Origin of the sequence: Bacillus sp. NTK074B (assembly GCF_017303375.1) — a bacterium.
GTDB lineage: Bacteria > Bacillota > Bacilli > Bacillales > Bacillaceae_B > Rossellomorea.
The window spans coordinates 600,280-621,001 of the sequence record NZ_JAFKOH010000001.1; the positions used below are offsets into that span (position 1 = coordinate 600,280).

The 20,722-nt window shown below is 44.3% G+C and carries 17 protein-coding genes and 1 other annotated feature; of the genes, 2 read left to right on the top strand and 15 right to left on the bottom strand.

Translation table 11 applies throughout. The features are described from left to right. Positions 1 to 37: 37 nt before the first annotated feature. Positions 38 to 2,689 carry a valine--tRNA ligase gene (locus tag JI667_RS03200; RefSeq protein ID WP_206850405.1) on the bottom strand — a complete coding sequence of 884 codons (2,652 nt, stop codon included), beginning with the start codon at positions 2,687 to 2,689 and terminating at the stop codon, positions 38 to 40. A gap of 65 nt (positions 2,690 to 2,754) precedes the next feature. Beyond that, positions 2,755 to 2,982 (bottom strand) — a binding site (T-box leader). Between the two features lie 164 nt (positions 2,983 to 3,146). Between JI667_RS03200 and JI667_RS03205 the strand changes: the two genes are divergently transcribed. After that, positions 3,147 to 3,335, top strand: coding sequence for a hypothetical protein (locus JI667_RS03205; RefSeq protein ID WP_034760497.1), 189 nt, complete (start codon positions 3,147 to 3,149; stop codon positions 3,333 to 3,335). A 37-nt stretch (positions 3,336 to 3,372) separates the two neighbouring features. On the opposite strand, the gene ysxE is transcribed toward JI667_RS03205, so the two are convergent. From ysxE to hemA, 8 genes are all read right to left on the bottom strand, one after another. Continuing rightward, positions 3,373 to 4,401, bottom strand: a complete 1,029-nt coding sequence (gene ysxE / locus JI667_RS03210; protein ID WP_206850407.1) for a spore coat protein YsxE — start codon at positions 4,399 to 4,401, stop codon at positions 3,373 to 3,375. Between the two features lie 131 nt (positions 4,402 to 4,532). Beyond that, positions 4,533 to 5,738, bottom strand: a complete 1,206-nt coding sequence (gene spoVID, locus JI667_RS03215; protein ID WP_206850409.1) for a stage VI sporulation protein D — start codon at positions 5,736 to 5,738, stop codon at positions 4,533 to 4,535. A gap of 134 nt (positions 5,739 to 5,872) precedes the next feature. Then, positions 5,873 to 7,165, bottom strand: coding sequence for a glutamate-1-semialdehyde 2,1-aminomutase (hemL, locus tag JI667_RS03220; protein ID WP_206850411.1), 1,293 nt, complete (start codon positions 7,163 to 7,165; stop codon positions 5,873 to 5,875). A 56-nt stretch (positions 7,166 to 7,221) separates the two neighbouring features. Next, positions 7,222 to 8,196, bottom strand: coding sequence for a porphobilinogen synthase (gene hemB / locus JI667_RS03225; protein WP_206850413.1), 975 nt, complete (start codon positions 8,194 to 8,196; stop codon positions 7,222 to 7,224). A 27-nt stretch (positions 8,197 to 8,223) separates the two neighbouring features. Further along, positions 8,224 to 9,006, bottom strand: a complete 783-nt coding sequence (locus JI667_RS03230; RefSeq protein WP_206850414.1) for a uroporphyrinogen-III synthase — start codon at positions 9,004 to 9,006, stop codon at positions 8,224 to 8,226. Beyond that, the gene (gene hemC / locus JI667_RS03235; RefSeq protein WP_206850415.1) at positions 9,006 to 9,938 is read right to left on the bottom strand and encodes a hydroxymethylbilane synthase; all 933 of its coding nucleotides are present in this window, start codon (positions 9,936 to 9,938) and stop codon (positions 9,006 to 9,008) included. Before hemC ends, JI667_RS03230 begins: the two co-directional genes overlap by 1 nt. 17 nt (positions 9,939 to 9,955) lie before the next feature. Continuing rightward, positions 9,956 to 10,789: a cytochrome C assembly family protein gene (locus JI667_RS03240; RefSeq protein WP_206850420.1), complete on the bottom strand. Its 834-nt coding sequence runs from the start codon at positions 10,787 to 10,789 to the stop codon at positions 9,956 to 9,958. A gap of 15 nt (positions 10,790 to 10,804) precedes the next feature. Next, positions 10,805 to 12,157 (bottom strand): glutamyl-tRNA reductase, encoded by a 1,353-nt coding sequence (hemA, locus tag JI667_RS03245; RefSeq protein ID WP_206850422.1) that lies wholly within the window; start codon positions 12,155 to 12,157, stop codon positions 10,805 to 10,807. A gap of 391 nt (positions 12,158 to 12,548) precedes the next feature. On the opposite strand from hemA, the gene JI667_RS03250 reads away from it, so the two are divergent. Continuing rightward, positions 12,549 to 13,034: a LiaI-LiaF-like domain-containing protein gene (locus JI667_RS03250; protein WP_206850424.1), complete on the top strand. Its 486-nt coding sequence runs from the start codon at positions 12,549 to 12,551 to the stop codon at positions 13,032 to 13,034. Between the two features lie 46 nt (positions 13,035 to 13,080). Here JI667_RS03250 and JI667_RS03255 read toward each other — a convergent pair whose 3' ends face one another. The 6 genes from JI667_RS03255 to lonB all read right to left on the bottom strand — a co-directional run bounded on the left by JI667_RS03255 (position 13,081) and on the right by lonB (position 20,421). Then, a complete protein-coding gene (locus JI667_RS03255; RefSeq protein WP_206850542.1) occupies positions 13,081 to 13,803 on the bottom strand; it encodes an amino acid ABC transporter ATP-binding protein in 723 nt (240 codons plus the stop codon). A gap of 34 nt (positions 13,804 to 13,837) precedes the next feature. Beyond that, positions 13,838 to 14,485, bottom strand: a complete 648-nt coding sequence (locus JI667_RS03260; protein WP_206850425.1) for an amino acid ABC transporter permease — start codon at positions 14,483 to 14,485, stop codon at positions 13,838 to 13,840. 85 nt (positions 14,486 to 14,570) lie between these two features. Next, the gene (locus JI667_RS03265) at positions 14,571 to 15,353 is read right to left on the bottom strand and encodes a transporter substrate-binding domain-containing protein (RefSeq protein ID WP_206850426.1); all 783 of its coding nucleotides are present in this window, start codon (positions 15,351 to 15,353) and stop codon (positions 14,571 to 14,573) included. A 332-nt stretch (positions 15,354 to 15,685) separates the two neighbouring features. Further along, positions 15,686 to 16,270, bottom strand: a complete 585-nt coding sequence (gene yihA, locus JI667_RS03270; protein WP_098354662.1) for a ribosome biogenesis GTP-binding protein YihA/YsxC — start codon at positions 16,268 to 16,270, stop codon at positions 15,686 to 15,688. Further along, on the bottom strand, positions 16,267 to 18,591 hold the full coding sequence (lon, locus tag JI667_RS03275; protein WP_206850427.1) for an endopeptidase La: 2,325 nt from the start codon (positions 18,589 to 18,591) through the stop codon (positions 16,267 to 16,269). Before lon ends, yihA begins: the two co-directional genes overlap by 4 nt. Positions 18,592 to 18,762: 171 nt before the next feature. Further along, a complete protein-coding gene (lonB, locus tag JI667_RS03280) occupies positions 18,763 to 20,421 on the bottom strand; it encodes an ATP-dependent protease LonB (RefSeq protein WP_206850428.1) in 1,659 nt (552 codons plus the stop codon). Between the last annotated feature and the right edge of the window lie 301 nt (positions 20,422 to 20,722).

Genomic DNA, 20,722 nt, shown 5'->3' on the forward strand with positions numbered 1-20,722 from the left:
CGATTGCCCTCTTTTTACCCTCTATTCAATGTAAACATTAAACTGATTTAAGCTCTTCGATTCTCGCTTTGACAGTCGCTTGTTTCTCTAGATAATCTTTTTCTTTCTCTTTTTCCTCATCGACTACTTTTTGAGGGGCTTTGCTTACAAACTTTTCATTGTTCAATTTACCTTGAACTCGGGAAACTTCTTTCGTCCACTTTTCAAGTTCTTTTTGTAGTCTGGCAATTTCTTCTTCAATATTGATCAGCCCTTCTAATGGAAGATATAGATCCACTCCCGTAACAACGGCCGTCATCGCTTTTTCCGGCGCTCCTAGATCTGTCCCCATCTCAAGCTTCTCAGGATTACAGAATTTCTCGATATACGATTGATTCTTTTCGATGATCGTCAGGGTATGGGCATCTTTCGCTTTCAGCATCAAGTTGATTTGCTTGCTCATTGGCGTATTCACTTCTGCACGAACATTTCGTACAGCGCGGATGATGTCAACCAGAAGCTTCATCTCTTCTGCCGCCGCATTATCAGTCATGTTATCATCAACCGTCGGCCATGCTGCAACCGTGATGGATTCGCCTTGATGCGGCAAGTTCTGCCATATTTCCTCGGTAATAAACGGCATGAATGGATGTAGAAGTCTCATCGTGTTGTCGAGTACATATGCCAGGATTGAGCGGGTCGTCTTTTTCGCCGCTTCGTCCTCGCCGTATAGAGGCAGCTTCGCCATTTCAATGTACCAGTCACAGAAGTCATCCCAGATGAAGTTGTAAAGTATGCGGCCCACTTCACCGAATTCATAACGATCTGCAAGTCGTGTAACCGTCTCGATCGTTTCATTCAAGCGTGTCAGGATCCATTTATCCGCAACGGACTTTTCACCTGATAAATCGATTTCATCGTATGTCATTCCATCCATATTCATCAGTGCAAATCGGGAGGCATTCCAGATCTTGTTCGCAAAGTTCCAAACACTTTCCACTTTCTCGAATGAGAAGCGCAGGTCCTGACCGGGTGAGCTTCCGGTTGTCAGGAAGTAGCGAAGGGAATCGGAACCGTATTTTTCGATGACGTCCATAGGGTCTACACCGTTCCCCAATGATTTACTCATCTTACGGCCATCGGCATCCCGAACCAAACCATGAATAAGAACATCTTTGAATGGGCGTTCCCCAGTAAACTCAAGTCCTTGGAAAATCATTCGCGACACCCAGAATCCGATAATATCGTATCCTGTTACCAGTGTATTGGTTGGGTAGTAACGCTTAAAGTCTTCTGCATCCAAGTCAGGCCAGCCCATCGTTGAGAACGGCCATAGAGCTGAACTGAACCAAGTGTCTAACACGTCGTCTTCTTGGGTCCAGTTTTCACCGTCTTTGGGTGCTTCTTTCCCTACATACATTTCTCCCGTTTCGTTGTGGTACCAGGCAGGGATTCTGTGTCCCCACCATAGTTGGCGGGAAATACACCAGTCACGTGTGTTTTCCATCCATCGCAAGTAGGACGTTTCAAAACGATCGGGAACAAAGTTAATTTTGTTTTCACCTTCTTGAAGTTTAACCGCTTCTTCCGCTAATGTATCCATCTTAACGAACCATTGGGTAGAAAGATAAGGCTCAACCACTGCCCCACTGCGCTCCGAATGCCCAACTGAATGCATATGCTCTTCAATCTTGAACAATACACCCGAGTCCTGTAGATCCTTCACGATTTGCTTACGGCAGTCAAAACGATCCATGCCGTTATACTTGTCAGCTTTCTCGTTCATTGTTCCATCTTCATTCATCACTAAGATGCGTTCAAGATTGTGACGGTTCCCGATTTCGAAGTCGTTCGGGTCATGGGCAGGGGTGATTTTCACCGCTCCGGAGCCGAATTCCATATCCACATAATCGTCACCGACGATCGGAATTTCACGTCCTACGATTGGAAGGGTAACCTTTTTCCCGATCAGGTGCTTGTAACGGTCGTCTTCCGGATGTACTGCTACTGCTGTATCCCCTAGCATCGTTTCCGGACGCGTTGTGGCGATTTCAATATGGCCACTTCCATCGGCAAGAGGATACCTCATATGATAGAATGCGCCTTGAACATCTTTATGGATAACCTCGATATCGGATAGTGCCGTCTTTGTTGCAGGATCCCAGTTGATGATATATTCCCCGCGGTAGATCAAGCCTTTATTATAGAGGTCGATGAATACCTTCTGAACCGCATCCGACAACCCTTCATCAAGTGTGAAGCGCTCACGGCTGTAATCAAGTCCCAGTCCTACTTTTGCCCACTGCTGGCGGATATGCTCGGCATATTCTTCTTTCCAATTCCACGTTTCTTTCACGAACTTCTCACGGCCCAGGTCATAGCGTGAGATTCCCTGGTTGCGCAGCTTTTCATCCACTTTCGCCTGTGTGGCAATACCTGCATGGTCCATTCCAGGCAGCCAAAGTACGTCGTAGCCCTGCATGCGTTTCATTCTGGTCAGGATATCCTGTAAGGCGGTGTCCCAGGCGTGACCAAGATGAAGCTTCCCCGTTACGTTCGGCGGAGGGATGACGATGGTGTAAGGCTCCTTCTCCTTATCGTTTGTCGCTTCAAAGTACTTGCCTTCGAGCCACCATTTATAACGTCCCTGTTCAATGGCATTTGGATCATATTTCGTTGGCATTGCTAGTTGTTGATCTTGAGTTTCCATGTAATTTCCTCCTCTATCATACTGTGAGTCATTTTCAAAAAAAATAAAAAAATCCCCCGTCCTGTGAAAAGGACGAAGGATTCCATTCGCGGTACCACCTTTTTTCTCAGGAGAAAGAAAACTCCTGAACTCTCGACGGAAATAACGGCTTTTAACCGGCTTCTACTACTCTCATTTCATAGAAACAGCTCTCCAGGCGACCTTCCATTGTCTTAACGTAGAAAATCTCTCACCAAACGATTTTCCTCTCTGAAAGTAAGGATCAATGTACTCTTCCTGTTCATTGCTTTTCGTGATTATTCATTTATTCATTATAGTATAGGAAAAGATAAACTTTCGTCAATCATTATTGGCCATTTTGTTAAAAAATATTCATTTCGCCTATACATAGGCACCATTCCATCCTGCATTCATAAGATAAAGTAGTGAATACACCCAGGAAAGTGAGTGGATGATGATGAAAAAAATCAACCAATACACCTTGCAGAAATGGATGGGGAATGCCCGTTTGATATGTAAGCAGTTCATCATTCCTTTTACCATCTTCCAAGGCATCCGCACCATATTGCTCCCAACCACTTTTGATGTTCTTCTGCTAACCCTGTTCATTGGTATCGGCCTTGCCATTTACTTTGATTGGATTTAAAGAACTGACGACCTGTGTGGATTCGTCAGCTCTTTTTTTATTCTGATTCAGCCGCCTGCTCCTGTTTCTGTTTCTCCATTTCATCCAGGCGCATGACAACATATTCGGTATTTTTCAGAAGCCAATAGTGACGCTGTAGTTTCTTCAGGGATTTACGTTCATTTCGTTTATCCTTCGGTGTGTGGAAATACTTTTCAACTACAGCAATGACGGAGCTGGGATACGCCAGGTAGCTCATGAAAAGGAGCCTCTCTTCATTACGTACGGTAAAATGCTGAAAGTATGTGGTAAGCCACTCAATACATTCCTCATAATACTTAGGGTAGGTTTTCAGCGTTCTCGACAAAAATGGCAGGAGATCATGAAAAGGCGAAGCCATCTTGGAATTTTCAAAGTTGACAAAATACCCCAAACCTCTTTCGTCAAACAGAAAGTGCTCCGTCGACACCTTCCCGTGTGTGATGACGGTCCTTACTTTTTCAAGCTCTTTGGTATCCTCATACCATTCATCCAGCATTTTACGAGAAAATTTCAACGCTTGTGAAGCATCCTTATAATACATACAAAAATGAAATTGAAAGGGGGACATGTACGTCGTCTTTTCACATGCTTCCACATACTCATCAAGGAATTGTTGCTCTTTTTCCCATCTGGACGTCAGCTGTTCGTAGTGGGATTCCCGCTCTTCTTTATCGATTTTCACTTCCTGGGAAGAAAGGGTGTGAAGTCTCGCCAATTCCCTGAACATCTTTTGGTGTTTTTCAAATTGATCTTCTCGTTCATAGTTTGAAAGCCAGGGCATGACATAGAATAAATCCCCTTCATTCCACACTGCATAGCGTCCATCCAGGGTGGGATAAATCGGAACGATCCGATTATAGCCTCTTTGAAACAGCAATTGTACATTCCTGACAAAGTCCACGCCGTTTTGGGCAGGAAGCTGTTTCACCGCTAATGTGCCTTTATTTGAAAATACTTTTGAAATTTTTCCAAAGCTTTCAACAAAATGGGGGTCAACCCCATATGGCTGCAAGACAGGTCTTAATCCCTCGAGCGTTTGTACCATTCCTCTCACCTTCTAAGATTACTTTTCTTAAAAAAAACGGACCAACTCCAATGATTTTGGTGTCAGCCCCATCGTTTTTCTATATCCACCTTCTCTTTCCTTCGACTCTCAGTTGAGAACGACCTATGCTTTTACCCCTTGAACACGAATTCACTGTTCGGGATATAAAGAACCTGCCCTGCATGAACATCCTGATTGGCCTCGAGCTGATTCACCCGTAATAACTGAGGAATAGTCAAATCATATTTCTCGGCAATATAATCCAGGTTCTCACCTTCCTGGACGATGCACACGCGAAGAGTCGCTCCTTTTTCCTCTTCTTTACGTGCAAAGAAATCCGTTAATGAAATGGATTCGTACTTCTTTTTGCCTTTAGTCTTTTTCTTTTCTTCCTCGCCTTCTTCCATCTCTGCTTCAACCCCGGAAGACGATGACGAGGACTCTTCTTCTTCCACTTCCTCCTTATATTTAGGAGCAGGCGGAGGTGCATAGGCGGCTTTAGGTTCTGCGTGCTGTTCTTCTGAAGATTCACTCAGCTCATGCTGGGGAAGCTCAAATACATTCTCTTTCCGGTAATCCACTTCTTCATAAGAAAGGGCAGGATTCGAATCGTACTGAATTTGTACAGGAATTTCATCCTCCAGTTCAGCAGGTGGTGTCCTTCCTTCCAGAATAAACGATTGGTACTCGTCGTCAGCCTCATCTTTTTCCGCTTCTTCTTCTGCTTCGACATAAGTGGTGATTGCTTCTTCATCATAGTTTTCGTATTCGTACACTTCTTCCCGATCTTCCTCTTCATCTGTTTCCACTTCTTCTGCTTCTGTTTCAGCGATGGCACTCGACCGGTAAAGAGGCTCGAATTCCTCTTCCCTTTCATATTCCGATTCAAATGGTGTATGTGCCTGCTGCTCTCCGTAAATTCCAGTGATGGTCAAATCTGCATTAAGCTTTAAGCAGGCATTTTCAGGCACGATATAGTCGAAAGACTCGACATACACATTGATATCGCCTAAATTGGCAATCCTGTTTTTCGGGATGGTTACATCCACCGGAAACCTGTGGACAAATTCATATTCACCCTTTTCCCGCTTTTCCACTGTCTGCACAAACTTACCGCTTGCTTCAAACTCGTCGTCCTCTTCTTCCCTCGGTGACGTTGGCAGATATTCTCCGGTCAGATCCAGACTACCCCTGATAAGTACATACTGCTCTTGCTCTTGTATCGTTATATGAGGATCTAAGGAGATAGATAGCAATTCTTCAACTTCCTGTCCTTTTTTGAACCAAATTGATTCTTCCAAAGAAAATCGTAAGCACGATTGTTGTTCTTGTGACAAAGAAAATTCCTCCTTTCAAGTTCCAAACAAAGAAATAGTAAACAATGCCATTATCACTTTATGAAATAGAAAGGAGGAATATGATAGGAAAACAAATAAAAACAGCCGATCCCCTGGAAGGATCGGCTGCCTCATTACTTCGTTGCAATCTTTTCAAACGCTTTTTCCGCTGCCTGAAGGGTCTTTTCGATATCTTCATCCGTATGGGCTGTGGATAAGAAGAGTCCTTCAAATTGAGAAGGAGGCAGGAACACCCCTTCATGGGCCATTTCACGGTAGTAATCGGCAAACATCTCAAGATTAGAAGACTTGGCACCTTCGTAGTTGGATACCTCTTCATTCGTGAAGAAAATACCGATCATGGATCCAGCACGATTGATCCTGTGAGGAATGTTGTGCTTTTCTGCCGCTTTCTTCAAGCCTTCCTCCAATAGATCTGCTTTACGTGAGAACTCTGTATAGGTTTCCGGAGTCAGCTGACTGAGTGTCTCATATCCAGCCGTCATGGCTAATGGATTCCCCGACAGGGTCCCAGCTTGATAAATCGGACCGCTTGGAGCGATTCTTTCCATGATTTCCGCTTTCCCGCCATATGCACCGACAGGAAGTCCCCCACCGATGACTTTCCCAAGACAGGTTAAGTCAGGAGTCACATTGTAAAAGCCTTGAGCACAGCCATAGCCGACACGGAAGCCGGTCATGACCTCATCAAAGATCAGAAGTGCACCATGGTTTTCCGTCACCTCACGCAGGCCTTCCAGGAAGCCGGGTTGCGGTGGTACGACACCCATATTTCCGGCAACAGGCTCGACAATTACACCGGCGATATCATCACCGAACTGCTCGAACGCATAGCGGATGCTTTCTAAATCATTATAAGGAACGGTGATCGTGTTCTTGGCCACTCCGTCCGGAACACCAGGGCTATCAGGTAAACCAAGGGTTGCCACTCCTGATCCGGCTTTGATCAATAAAGAATCCCCGTGTCCATGGTAACAGCCTTCGAATTTGATGATTTTATTTCTGCCTGTGTATCCACGGGCCAAACGGAGGGCACTCATCGTCGCTTCCGTACCGGAAGAAACCATTCGCACGACTTCGATACTTGGTACACGGTCAATGACAAGCTGAGCAAGCTTGTTTTCAATCTCTGTCGGAGCACCGAAGCTTGTTCCGTTTTCGGCTACTTTCTTAATGCTTTCCACAACACGATCGTTGCTGTGACCGAGAATCAGAGGTCCCCAGGAAAGCACATAGTCAATATACTCATTGCCATCTATATCGTAGATTTTCGACCCTTTTCCTCTTTCCATGAAGATCGGATCCATCTTGACGGATTTGAATGCACGGACCGGACTGTTCACCCCGCCCGGCATCAACTTTACTGCTTCTTTGAATGCTTGTTTTGATTTTTCATATGAACGCAATATGGTTTCCTCCTTTAGTGATCTTTTCAGTCATCCTTACAGAAACGTTCCACCAATTAGGATAACCAATTCGCTACGTCTTTTGCGAAGTACGTAATGATGAGGTCAGCTCCGGCACGTTTCATGCTTGTCAGTTTCTCCATCACGATTTCCTGCTCATTCACCCATCCGTTTTGCGCAGCTGCTTTCACCATGCTGTATTCCCCGCTTACGTTATAAGCGACAACGGGAGCATTGAATCGATCTTTCACTTCACGCATGATATCCAGATAAGAAAGGGCCGGTTTCACAATAAGGAAATCCGCTCCCTCTTCCATATCGGATTGAGCCTCTCTTAGTGCTTCCAAACGGTTCGCAGGATCCATTTGATACGTTCGTCGATCCCCGAATTGCGGAGTCGAATGGGCTGCATCGCGGAAAGGACCATAGAAGCTCGATGAATACTTCACTGCGTAGGACATGATCGGCACATCATGATATCCAGCTTCATCTAGACCGTGGCGGATGGCTGCGACAAATCCATCCATCATATTGGAAGGGGCAATGATATCCGCACCAGCTTCAGCCTGACTTACAGCTGTTTTGGCCAACAGATCAAGGGTCTGATCATTCAGTACCCTGCCATCCTTTACGATGCCACAATGACCATGGCTCGTATATTGACAAAGACACGTATCCGCTATGACAACAAGGTCAGGGTAGTGCTCTTTCACGAATCTTGTTGCCTCCTGGACGATTCCATGATCGTGGTAGGCTTGTTTCCCCATTTCATCCTTTTCAGCAGGTACTCCGAATAGAATGATCGATTTGATGCCTAACGAAACCACTTCATCCATCTCTGCTTTTAAATTATCCAGTGAAATATGATAAACACCCGGCATGGATGGAACGACATTCTTGATGTTTTCCCCTTCGACGACAAACAACGGATATATTAAATCTTCTTTTCTTAGATGAGTTTCTCTAACAAGGGCACGCATCGTTTCTGATTGACGCAGGCGGCGATGACGGTTAAATTGCAGGTCTTTCATAATTAAGGGCCTCCTAATGTTTTGTAACTAGAGGGAAGAGATGTAATCCTTCATCTCATTCACCATTTCATTTACAGTATAAACGCTTGGACAGATTTTTACATGCAATCCGTATTGTTCGGCGATATTTTTAGTAATGGGACCAATGCATGCAATGGGGATATCACGGATGCGGTCGTATAGTGAATAGTCACGGATGACCTTCATAAAGTGATGAACCGTCGATGAACTTGTAAAGGTGATCACATCCACTTGTTCGTTCTCGATGATTTCCTTCAATTGCATAATACTCTCAGGTGGAAGGACTGTTTCATACACGATCCATTCCTGACAGGAAACTCCCACTGAGGATAATTCAGATGCAATCACATTCCTTGCCAAATTTCCTTTCGGAATCAAGACACGTGCCTCAGGCTTCACCTTCAACATGAACTCTTCCGCGAAATCATCTCCAGTAAAATTCCCCGGAACAAAGGAAACCGGGATTCCATTTTTATGGCAGTAATGCTCTGTCTTGCTCCCGACAGCAGCGACTCTCCCTTTGTATAGGTCCAGAGAGATTCCCTGTCTCTTCAATGCCTCCATGAAAAACTTCACACCATTTTTACTGGTGAAAACAATCCAATCATATGTATGCAGGTGGCTAAGGAGTTCTTTCTCCCGTGGGTCTTTATGGGATTGAAAATGAAGAAGGGGAACCAAAATGGGTACCCCTCCCTCGCTCTTAATGAGGGCTCCTGTCTCACTGGATCCCTCATTACCACGAGTAATCAAAACCTTTACATGTTCTAAAGGCCTCTCACCCTTCATTATTGATCGAGCTCCTCTTTTACCTGATCAATCAAGGCTTTTGCCCCTTGCTTTGTTAAACTTTCAGCCACTTTTTCTCCTACTTCTTTCGGATCCTGGCCGGTCATGTATTCTTTGTAGATCGTGTTTCCATCAGGGGAAGCGACCAGTCCGGTCAAGGCGACGTCCCCATTTTCTTTAAGCTCGGCAAACCCTGCAATCGGAACCTGACAGCCACCTTCCATTTTATGAAGGAACGCTCTTTCAGCCGTAACGGTAGTCGTTGTTTCTTCACAGGCGAATTTCTCAAGAAGTTCCAATACCTCAGAATCATCGGCTCTGCACTCGATGGATAATGCACCTTGACCTACTGCCGGTAAGCAAAGGTCAGGATCCAGGAATTCCGTTACGACATCAGATGTCCATCCCATTCGTGATAGTCCCGCTGCTGCAAGGATGATCGCATCATAATCTTCGTTCTGAAGTTTGGAAAGACGCGTATCGATATTTCCGCGGATCCACTTGATTTCAAGGTCTGGACGGACAGACAGGATCTGTGCACCTCTTCTAAGACTGCTTGTTCCGATAATCGCTCCGCTTGGCAGATCTTTAAGGGCGACATGATTCTTGCTGATGAACGCATCGCGGTGATCTTCGCGAACCGGTATGCTTCCGATGGTCAGTCCTTCTGGTAGTACGGCCGGCATGTCCTTCATGCTGTGGACAGCCATATCGATTTCTTTATCCAGCATCGCCTGCTCGATTTCTTTTACGAATAAGCCTTTACCGCCGACCTTGGACAATGTGACGTCCAGGATCTGATCTCCCTTAGTGACAATCTCCTTCACTTCGAAATCGTAAGAAGGGTCCAATGCCTTCAGCTGATCGATGACCCAGTTGGTTTGGGTAAGGGCTAATTTACTTCGTCTAGATCCAACAATAATTTTTCTCATAATGACCTCCTGAAAACTTATGAATACCAGAAATGAAATGAAGACAACCGACTCCCTAAGAAAAAGTTGATCAAGATGATCAAGAAGGCTGCAACATTCAGATAAGCTAATGATTTACCAAAGACATTCTTTTTGATGCGAAGGTAAAGGTAACTGCTATATAAAATTAATAGAATAAATGAACCTATGATCTTGGGATCATACCATAGAAACTCCGGCAGCTTGATATAGGCCCATTGAAGTCCGAGTATCAGACTCAGGAGAAGCATGGCAACACCGATGGAGTTTGATATATAGGATATCTTCTCGAGCTTGGACAAATCGCTGATTCGCCATAACCTCTGTCCCCATTTTTTCTCTTTCAACAATTTAAACTGTAAGAGATAAAGGAGGGAAAACACAAAAGATAAACTAAAGGCCCCGTACGATAATATGGCCATCGTAATGTGGATCAACAATAATTCGGATACCATCTGTTCTGCCATCGCCTGGGATTCTACCTGGACTGGGGCAAATGTATGGATTGCCATGATGATGAAACCGAGTACATTTGTGAAGAACACAGTGAAATCCACTCTCAACAACCGGTTGATGACAAGGGACAGGGTGATGAGGACCCAGGCATAAAAATAGAGCCCCTCAAAGATGGTGAGGACCGGGAATCTGCCGGTATTCATCATGTATAGAAATAAAAAGATTGTTTGAAGGACCCAAACAATCGCAAGTAACCAGAAGGCAAACAGATTCGCCTTCCGGTTTTTGTTTAAGAAATCTATAAAATAAAAGAGAATACTAATAGCATACAGAACAATCATAAGTTCGTGCAGCCTAGTCATCGTTTGTTCAAACATCGACAATAACCTCACTTATGCTTGAAAAGAAGGTTGTGGTGTAAGCTTAAGTTCGCTCTCAGTCTTTTCGTTGGCTGCTTTCACTTGTTTCTGCTCTAGCACTTGTTGTTCAATGTTAAAAATGTTGATGAATAAATCCAATTTATCTTCAGCGTCCGGCATCCCTGCCAATTCCTTCGCCTGCAGGATCGGATCTTTTAGTAATTGATTGATGATGCTCTTCGTATGTTTATTCAACACCTTGCGTTCACGAGGAGTTAAATCAGGCATTTTACGTTCAATGCTTTCCATCGTTTCGGCCTGGATGGAAAGAGCCTTTTGTCTTAAAGCAGAAATGACAGGTACCACCCCAAGCATATTCAGCCATTCCTTGAAGGCTACAATTTCTGCTTCAATCAGGATTTCGATTTGCTCTGCCGCTTTCTTTCGTTCTGCCAGGTTTGCCTCTACGATGCCTTCCAAATCATCAATATCATATAGGAAAACACTTTCGAGTTGTCCGATCGCAGGATCTAAGTCCCTTGGTACGGCAATGTCCACCATAAATAATGGACGACCCTTTCGCATGCTTTCCACATGGGACATCATTTCCTTCGTAATGACAAAATCCTTTGCCCCTGTAGAACTGATCATAATATCAGCCTCTACCAGCGCACATTGAAGCTCCTGCATCGTTTTCGCATTTCCGCTGAAACGTTCAGCCAATGTTTGAGCTTTCTCATATGTGCGATTAATTACGGTCACCTTAGTGGCTCCACTGCCATGGAGGTTCTGGATGGCTAGTTCCCCCATTTTACCGGCTCCGAGAATGAGGACATGTTTTTTCTCAAGGCTGCCGAAGACTTTTTTAGCCAATTCAACGGCGGCGTAGCTGACCGATACAGCGTTCGAGCCAATCTCTGTTTCTGAATGCCCCTTCTTGGCAACGGTCACCGCCTGCTTAAACAGGTGATTAAACACCGTTCCGGTTGCTCCGGACTCCTGGGCATTCAGGAAGCTTGAACGAATCTGGCCAAGAATCTGGGTTTCACCAAGAACCATGGAATTCAAACCACAAGCAACCTTAAAAAGGTGTTCTACGGCTCCTTCTTGTTCATAAATGAACAGATAAGGCGTGAACTCCTCTTTATCTATATCAAACCATTGAGACAAAAAATCTTTAATATAATAACGACCTGTATGAAGCTGATCTACTACCGCATAAACTTCCGTTCGATTACAAGTAGAAACAATCACATTTTCAAGGATGCTTTTCTTTTCCTTTAATGTTTTCATAGCTGAAGGAAGATCAGTTTCATTGAAAGATAAACGTTCGCGAATCTCCACAGGGGCCGTTTTGTAATTTAAACCAACGACTATTGTATACATGCTATGCACTACACCCCCAAGTAAAATCATTACTTTTATTATAACATGTCCGAATAAGAGGCTGACCTTGAAATGTGAACAGAAATTGAAACCTAAATATGATACATTAAAAGGGTAGAAACGACTGCTTCTTACAGGACTTGCTTACCATTCATTTCATCATTACATTTAAGAAAGAGAAAGAAAAACGCTTGTAAGCATTTTCATTTCTTAAGAAATTATATATGTTTCGACATTACCTACTAATGTAGGGTACCAAAACAAGGCTAAAGAATCAAGTGATGGAAAGGTTTCTCACTATTTGTCGTCATTTAGGGATCCATCTTTTTATATTATGTATCTTCTTCCCTTAAAAACAACCATTCATTTCACTTTTATCAGGAGGAAAAGTATGAAACATCAACGGATATTCCCTGGAATCATTTTAATTGGTTTTGGAGCTTATTTTTATTTACAGCAAGCAAATATAGTATTGTTTCAGGAATTCTTCACATGGCCGACGCCGCTTATCATTGTGGGAGTTGCCTTTCTCGGTCAGGCATATGGAGCCAGGGACTACGAAGCCATCCTCCCAGGTACGATCCTTGTTGGATTCGGTTTACATTTTCACGTTGTCAATAAACTCGATATTTGGCCGGATCATATGGGGACATTTATTCTCATCATCGCCCTTGGTTTTCTTCTCAGATACCAGAAGACAAGGGCTGGGTTATTTCAAGGGGTGCTATTCTTGACCCTTTCTATCATTCTCCTATTCTATGATAAAGTGGTGCGTTGGTTGGGCTTTCTCGAGGGAAATGTAGGAACGGCCTGGGAATTCTGGCCGGTTGTCATCATCGGCATCGGTGTCTATCTGTTATTTGTAAGGAAAAAGTAGCCCATAGAAAAAGCCCGGATCAATGTCCGGGCTTCTTCTTGTTTTATTAGAGAACCGAGTCCAAAAACTCTTTCGTCCGCTGCTCCTTAGGGGAATGAAACAGCTCCTGAGGCGGCCCCACCTCAACGATCCGGCCATCGTGCATATAGACGACCCAATCGGCTACCTCCCGGGCAAACCCCATCTCATGGGTCACGACCACCATGGTCATCCCTTCAAGGGCAAGTTCCTTCATGGTCGAGAGAACTTCTCCGACCAATTCAGGATCCAGAGCCGATGTCGGTTCATCAAACAGCATGATATCCGGCTTCATTGCGAGGGCCCTTGCAATGGCCACACGTTGTTTCTGACCTCCTGAAAGCTTGGAAGGATACACATCCTCCTTATCACCAAGACCGACTTTCTTTAACAGCGCTTTTGCCTCTTTCTTTGCATCCGCTTTTGAGACACCTTTCACGTAAACCGGGGCTTCCATCACATTTTCCAAAACGGTTTTGTGGGGAAAGAGGTAGAAATGCTGGAATACCATTCCTACCTTCTGACGGATTTTATTCAAATCATGGGTATCCTGATTAATCTCATCTCCTTCGATGACAACCTTCCCATTATCCTTCAGCTCCAGGAAGTTAAGACAGCGGAGGAGCGTACTCTTCCCTGATCCACTGGCTCCAATGAGGCAAACAACATCACTTTCCCTTACGCTGATATCAATATCCTTCAGGACGTGCAAATCACCGAAGGATTTATTTAATTTCTCTACTTTAACCATTTCCTGACTCATTCTCATCCCTCCCGCATCATTCTTAATCACTGATAGACATACGTTTTTCAATTACATTGACGATTGTTGAGAATAGTAATACAAGAACCAGGTAATAGATCGCTACTACAAGCAGGTATGTCATATAATCAAAGTTATTCGATCCGAGTGTCGTCGCCACGCTGAACAATTCAAACATGCCGATGAAGGAAGCGAGGGACGAATCCTTCAAAGCAATGATGAATTGATTTCCGAGGGGCGGCAGGGCACGTCTGAATGCCTGTGGAAGGATGATCCTTCTCATCGACAACCCGAGAGACATCCCCAGGGAACGTCCCGCTTCCATTTGTCCTTTGTCGATGGATTGGATGGCTCCGCGGAAGATCTCCGCAATATACGCCCCGTTATGGAAAGCAAGCCCCATGACGACAGACCAGAAGCCTGAAATATTCAAGGAAGTCAAGCCGAAATAGAAGATGAAGATTTGAACAATCAAAGGTGTCCCCCGTACAACGAAAATGTATAAATCCGCGAGCAGGGACAATGGCTTGATTCCTGAAATCTTTAGAAAGGCAAAAAACAGACCGATCACGATCGCAATCAGGACCGAAACAAAGGTTAACTGGAATGTTAATAACATCCCTTTAAGAAAAACATCATATGTACCGGCAAAGGTTTCTAAAAAATGCATGGACTTCCCTCCGTTAAATCTACTCTCACTTTAAGACAAAAAGCGAATGCGCATAGAAGCACATTCGCTCTGTGTCATGCTGCTTTTACTCTTTCTCGGGGTCGGATGTGATGTCTGTATTGAAATATTTTTCGCTGATTTTCTTTAACGTACCGTCTTCTCTTAGGGTTTCAAGTGCTTTATTGATTTCTTTCAGAAGGTCTTCATTGTCTTTACTGACTGCGATCGCCTGCTCACTGCGACCGATCAGCTCGCGTGCTTCAATATCAAGACCTGAAGCAATCGCTTCTTTACCTGTGATGAAATCTGTGATGACAGCATCATGCTTCCCTTTATTTAACGCCTCAAGGGCCACAACGTCACTATCATATGCCTGAATCTTATCGGTTACTTCTTTTCCTGTGTCAGCATACGTAGATCCTTTGGAGACGGCAATTTCCTTGTCCTTCAAATCATCCAGTGTTTCCACATCGCTGTCTTTACGAACGAAAATCTGTGGTCCTGAATAATAATAGGGAGTTGAGAAATCCACTTCTTTCAAGCGATCTTCCGTGATCGTATGACTGGCTACCGCCGCATCGAAACGTCCGGATTTTACACCTTCTACAATCCCGGCAAATTTGAATTTCTTCTGTTCGGGTTCAAGTCCCATTTCTTTTGCTACTGCTTCTGCCACTTCAATATCGAAACCGGACATGGATCCATCACTATTCGTTACACTGAATGGCTTGAATTCACCTGAAGCTGCATAACCGAATTTGCCTTCCTCCACTAACTTCGCACCACTCTCAGTTGTAGCTTTGTCTCCGCAAGCGGATAGAAGAAGAGCAGCAATGACTAACAAGACTAGGCTTTTCCATTTCTTCACTGTCTAGAGTCCCCCTTATGTAGCTTGTAATATTTTTAATCTTTCATAATTTTATCAACAAAAGAGAAAATTCTCAAAATTCAAATATAGCTTCCAGAGCTTATAATTATCCATTTTAGTGGATGAAAGGAATGTAGCACGGTTATAGATACATATTCGTCTTCATCCTTTCATTTCCTTTCATATGCTTTAGATTCATAGGTCAATAAACCTTATACGGACTTCAGTATTCCATCTATTATACTACTTTCCAACTAATGATCACTGTCATCATTTAGTCATAAAAAAAGAACCGTTCTCCATATTTATCTGGAAAACGGTTCTTTTTTTAATTATTTATAATATGATTTGATCGCGTCCCAGGCTTTGTCTTTTCCAAGGCCTGTTTCGGATGAGAACATGATGAGGTCGTCTTCACTGTCCATGTTCAGTGTTTCTCTTGTGACTTTCAGGTGCTTCTGCCATTTTCCTTTCGGGATTTTATCCGCTTTGGTGGCAATGACGATGCATGGCAGCTCATGATGCTTGAGGAAGTCATACATCATGACATCATCATTCGTTGGTGCGTGACGCAGGTCAACGATCAGGATGACAGCGCGCAGCTGTTCACGGGAAGTGATATACGTTTCGATCATCTTGCCCCATGCTTCACGTTCTGTTTTTGATACTTTTGCAAATCCATAACCGGGAACATCCACGTAGTAGAGGGTTTCCTCTATTTTGTAGAAGTTCAGCGTCTGGGTTTTACCCGGTTTGGATGAAATCCTCGCCATGCTCTTGCGGCCGATCATTTTATTGATAAATGAAGATTTCCCTACGTTAGAGCGCCCTGCAAGGGCAAACTCGGGAAGAAAATCGCCAGGATATTGTTCAGGCCTGACTGCACTGATGACTAGCTCAACTTGATTTACTTTCACTTCTTTTCACCTACTAATGCTTTCTCTAAGACTTCATCAATGTGAGAGACAAGGATGAATGTTAATTCTTCCCTTACACTTTCAGGAATATCATCTATATCCTTTTCATTGTCTTTCGGAAGGATAATTGTTTTAATTCCGGCACGATGAGCACTTAATGTTTTTTCTTTCACCCCTCCGATCGGAAGGACTCTTCCTCTCAGGGTCATTTCACCCGTCATTCCCACTTCACGATTGACATATTTACCCGTCAAGGCAGATACGAGGGCAGTTGTGATCGTGATTCCTGCCGAAGGGCCATCTTTCGGTACGGCTCCTTCAGGAACGTGGATATGAATGTCATGTTTCTCGTGGAAATTCTCGTCAATGCCAAGGTCCTTCGCTTTGGAACGCACGTAACTGAAAGCTGTTTGTGCCGACTCCTTCATGACATCACCGAGTTTCCCTGTAAGGACAAGCTTCCCTTTACCCGGAGCGAGGGATACCTCTATTTGAAGGGTATCTCCGCCGACAGTGGTGTAGGCAAGTCCGGTTGATACTCCGATCTGGTTTTCCACTTCTGCCTGACCGTAACGAAATTTTTTCTTCCCAAGGAACTCTTCTATATTGCTTGACGTGATCACGACCCGCTTCTTATCACCTGAGACAATGATCTTAGCCGTTTTTCTGCACAGGGCAGCAAGCTGGCGCTCCAGGCTCCTTACACCTGCTTCCCTGGTGTAATAGCGGACGATATCAACAATCGCTTCGTCTCTCACTTGAAGCTTGGATTTGGTTAAGCCGTGATCTTTGATTTGTTTCTCCAGTAAATGATGCTTCGCAATATTTAACTTTTCAAGCTCTGTATAACCGGCAATCGTAATGATTTCCATTCTGTCCCGGAGTGGCCCGGGAATGGTGGATAAATCATTTGCGGTGGCGATGAACATGACTTTTGATAAGTCGTATGTCTCTTCAATGTAATGATCACTGAAGTTCGAATTCTGCTCGGGATCCAGCACCTCAAGCATGGCAGAGGATGGGTCTCCTCTGAAGTCTGAGGACATCTTATCGATTTCATCCAGGAGGAAAACAGGGTTGATGGTGCCTGCCTTTTTCATGCCCCTGATAATTCTTCCTGGCATGGCTCCAACATACGTCCGTCTGTGGCCCCTGATCTCTGATTCATCACGGACCCCACCAAGTGATATGCGGACAAAATTGCGTCCGAGTGATTCAGCAACGGAACGGGCCAGACTCGTTTTACCAACCCCGGGAGGTCCGGCGAGACAAAGGATCGGACCTTTAAGGGACTGGGTCAATTGTTGAACAGCCAGGTATTCAAGTACTCGTTCCTTTACCTTTTCAAGTCCGTAGTGATCCCGGTTTAATATCTGTTCAGACCGGTTGATGTCCAATTGATCTTCCGTTTCAGTGGACCACGGTAGGGAAACGAGCCATTCGATGTAGTTTCTAATCACCGAGCTTTCTGCAGAGCTGGAAGGCACTTTTTCATAGCGGGCAAGCTCCTTCAATGCCGTAAGTTCTACATCTTCAGGCATATCGGCTTGTTCGATCTTCAGGGTCAGGTCTTCAATTTCACCTGTTTTCCCTTCTTTATCCCCCAATTCTTTTTGGATGGCTTTCATTTGCTCGCGAAGATAGTATTCTTTTTGAGTTCGCTCCATGGAACGCTTAACTCGCTGACCGATTTTTTTCTCCAAGCTAAGCACTTCTTTTTCATTGTTGATCGTTTCGATTACCATTTGAAGTCGCTTCTTAATATCCAGTGTTTCCAGGACATTCTGCTTTTCCTTCATTTTCAGGGGCAGATGGGATGCCACGATGTCTGCAAGCCTGCCTGGTTCTTCAATATCTGAAACAGTCGAATACGTTTCAGCCGACACTTTTTTGGATAATTTTATGTATTGTTCGAAATAATTGAGTAATGTCCTCATCAAGGCGTCCGTTTCCGATTCTTTCCCTTCAGAATCATGGAATTCCTTCACCGTCACTTCATAGAAATCTTTTTGCTCAGTGAATGAAGTGATGGACGCCCGGTTCATCCCCTCAACCAACACCCTGATGGTCCCGTTTGGCAGTTTAAGCATTTGCTTAACCTTTGTCAATGTTCCCATTTCATAGAAATCTTCCTGCGTTGGCTCATCTATATTCATATCTCTTTGAGTCGTTAAGAAAATTAAGTGATCATCCATCATGGCTTTTTCTAAAGCTTGAACAGAGCGCTCACGTCCAACATCTAAATGTAAGACCATTGTTGGGTATACAAGTAAGCCTCTTAATGGAAGGAGGGGAACCGTTAAATTATTTTGTTTTGTCACATATAACACCTCCGAATTATGCTTCTCTAGTCTTTGTACAATTCTAACTTATTTACTAGGGAGTGTCTATTAAATAGGTATTTACAACTTTATTCAAGGCTGACTGCTCTTATTCCTGTTCTCCCCATTCAAAAACAGACCGATTCGGATAGACCCGAATCGGTCAACAGTCTATACACTTTTCTTATTTTGTTCGGATACAAGCTCGCCTTGCGGAATATGGTCTTTGAGCAGGGCAAGATCAAGTACTTCCTTGAGTTGTTTGACAGGAACCACTTCGATTCCGTCTATCTCACTTAACATCGCCTGTTGATTGTCGTATGGGATAATGGCCATGGTCGCCCCGGCCAGTTTCGCACCCTTCACCTTCGGATATACCCCTCCGACAGGCTTAACCGATCCGTGAATACTGATTTCACCTGTAACCGCAATCGTATGCTTGATCGGGATCCGATAAATGGCGGAATAGATCCCAAGAGCCATGGCAATACCAGCAGAAGGTCCATCAACCGGTACTCCTCCAGGGAAGTTCACGTGAATATCATATTGATCGGCAGGAACACCCATGGAACGAAGAACCGTGATGACATTTTCGATCGACCCTTTCGCCATACTCTTACGCCTGATCGATTTGCTTCGATCCCCGATGCTTTCTTCTTCCACAATCCCGGTTACATTGATCGTACCCTTATCACTTGCCGGTATGACATTTACTTCGATTTCAAGTAAAGATCCGGTATTTGGACCTGTCACGGCTAAGCCATTGACCAGGCCAATGGTTGCTTCTTCGTTGATTTTTTTCTGATAGCGGGGAGAAAGCTGGCTGGATTGAATGATCCACTCGAGCTCATGATCATAGATTTCTTTTCTGTTTTCTGTAATGGCGACTCCTGCAGCGATCTGAACCATATTAACCGCTTCCCGGCCATTACGTGCGTAAGACGCAAGGGTTTCAAGGCCCTTGCCACTGATTGTCATTTCTACTTTGTCCACTGCCCCAGCTGCTACTTTCTTCACTTCATCATGCTCTAACTCTCTAAAGAAAACTTCCATACACCTTGAACGGATGGCAGGCGGGAGCTCACTCGGAGTTCGGGTCGTTGCGCCAATCAGACGAAAATCAGCCGGAAGGCCATTTTTGAAAATATCATGAATATGAGTCGGGATTTGGTGATTTTCTTCATTGTAATAAGCACTCTCGAGGAACACCCTGCGATCTTCCAACACTTTCAAGAGCTTATTTAATTGAATGGGATGCAATTCCCCTATTTCGTCAATGAATAATACTCCTCCATGGGCATTTGTCACTGCCCCTTGCTTTGGCTGAGGGATGCCAGCCTGCCCCATGGCTCCCGCTCCTTGGTAAATCGGATCATGTACGGATCCTATCAGGGGATCCGCAATCCCACGTTCATCGAATCGTGCCGTTGTGGCATCCAATTCAACGAATACAGCAGATTGTTTAAAAGGGGACTTCATATTTTTCTTGGCTTCTTCCAGGACCAACCGGGCTGCTGCCGTTTTTCCGACACCCGGAGGTCCATAGATTATCACATGCTGAGGATTCGGACTGCATAATGCAGCCTTCAATGCTTTAATTCCATCCTCCTGCCCGACAATATCTTCAAAGCTTGCAGGTCGAACCTTCTCTGCAAGGGGTTCTGTCAATGAAATGGATCTCATTTTTCTGAGTTCTTCCATTTCTTTTTTTGATTCACGGTCAATGGAAACTTTTTGAGTTCGCTGGTTCTTTAACAGGTTCCAGAAGTACAATCCAATGATGATTCCGAAGAATAATTGGATGAATAAAGCGATGCTAGTAAAGCTCATTCGTCTCCCTCCAAGTAGATACAAGTTGTTATCGGTTAGTATCTCCTTGACCTTGTGGGAATAAACAAAAAAGTTCGGTGAATGGATGGGTCAAAAAGGGATAATAAATATATTCTGAACTTAGAATGTGCTGGTTGATTTCCGCTGCAGGTGCTCGCTTTCCCCATATAAGCTTCCAAAGACGATTTCGTCAACATCTCTTGCCTGCTTTTAAAGTACGATACAATGCGAGACATCCGTCTTTTCTTCCGCTCCAGCTAATGGCCACACTTGTTTTCTTCCCATCCAATTGTCCCATCTC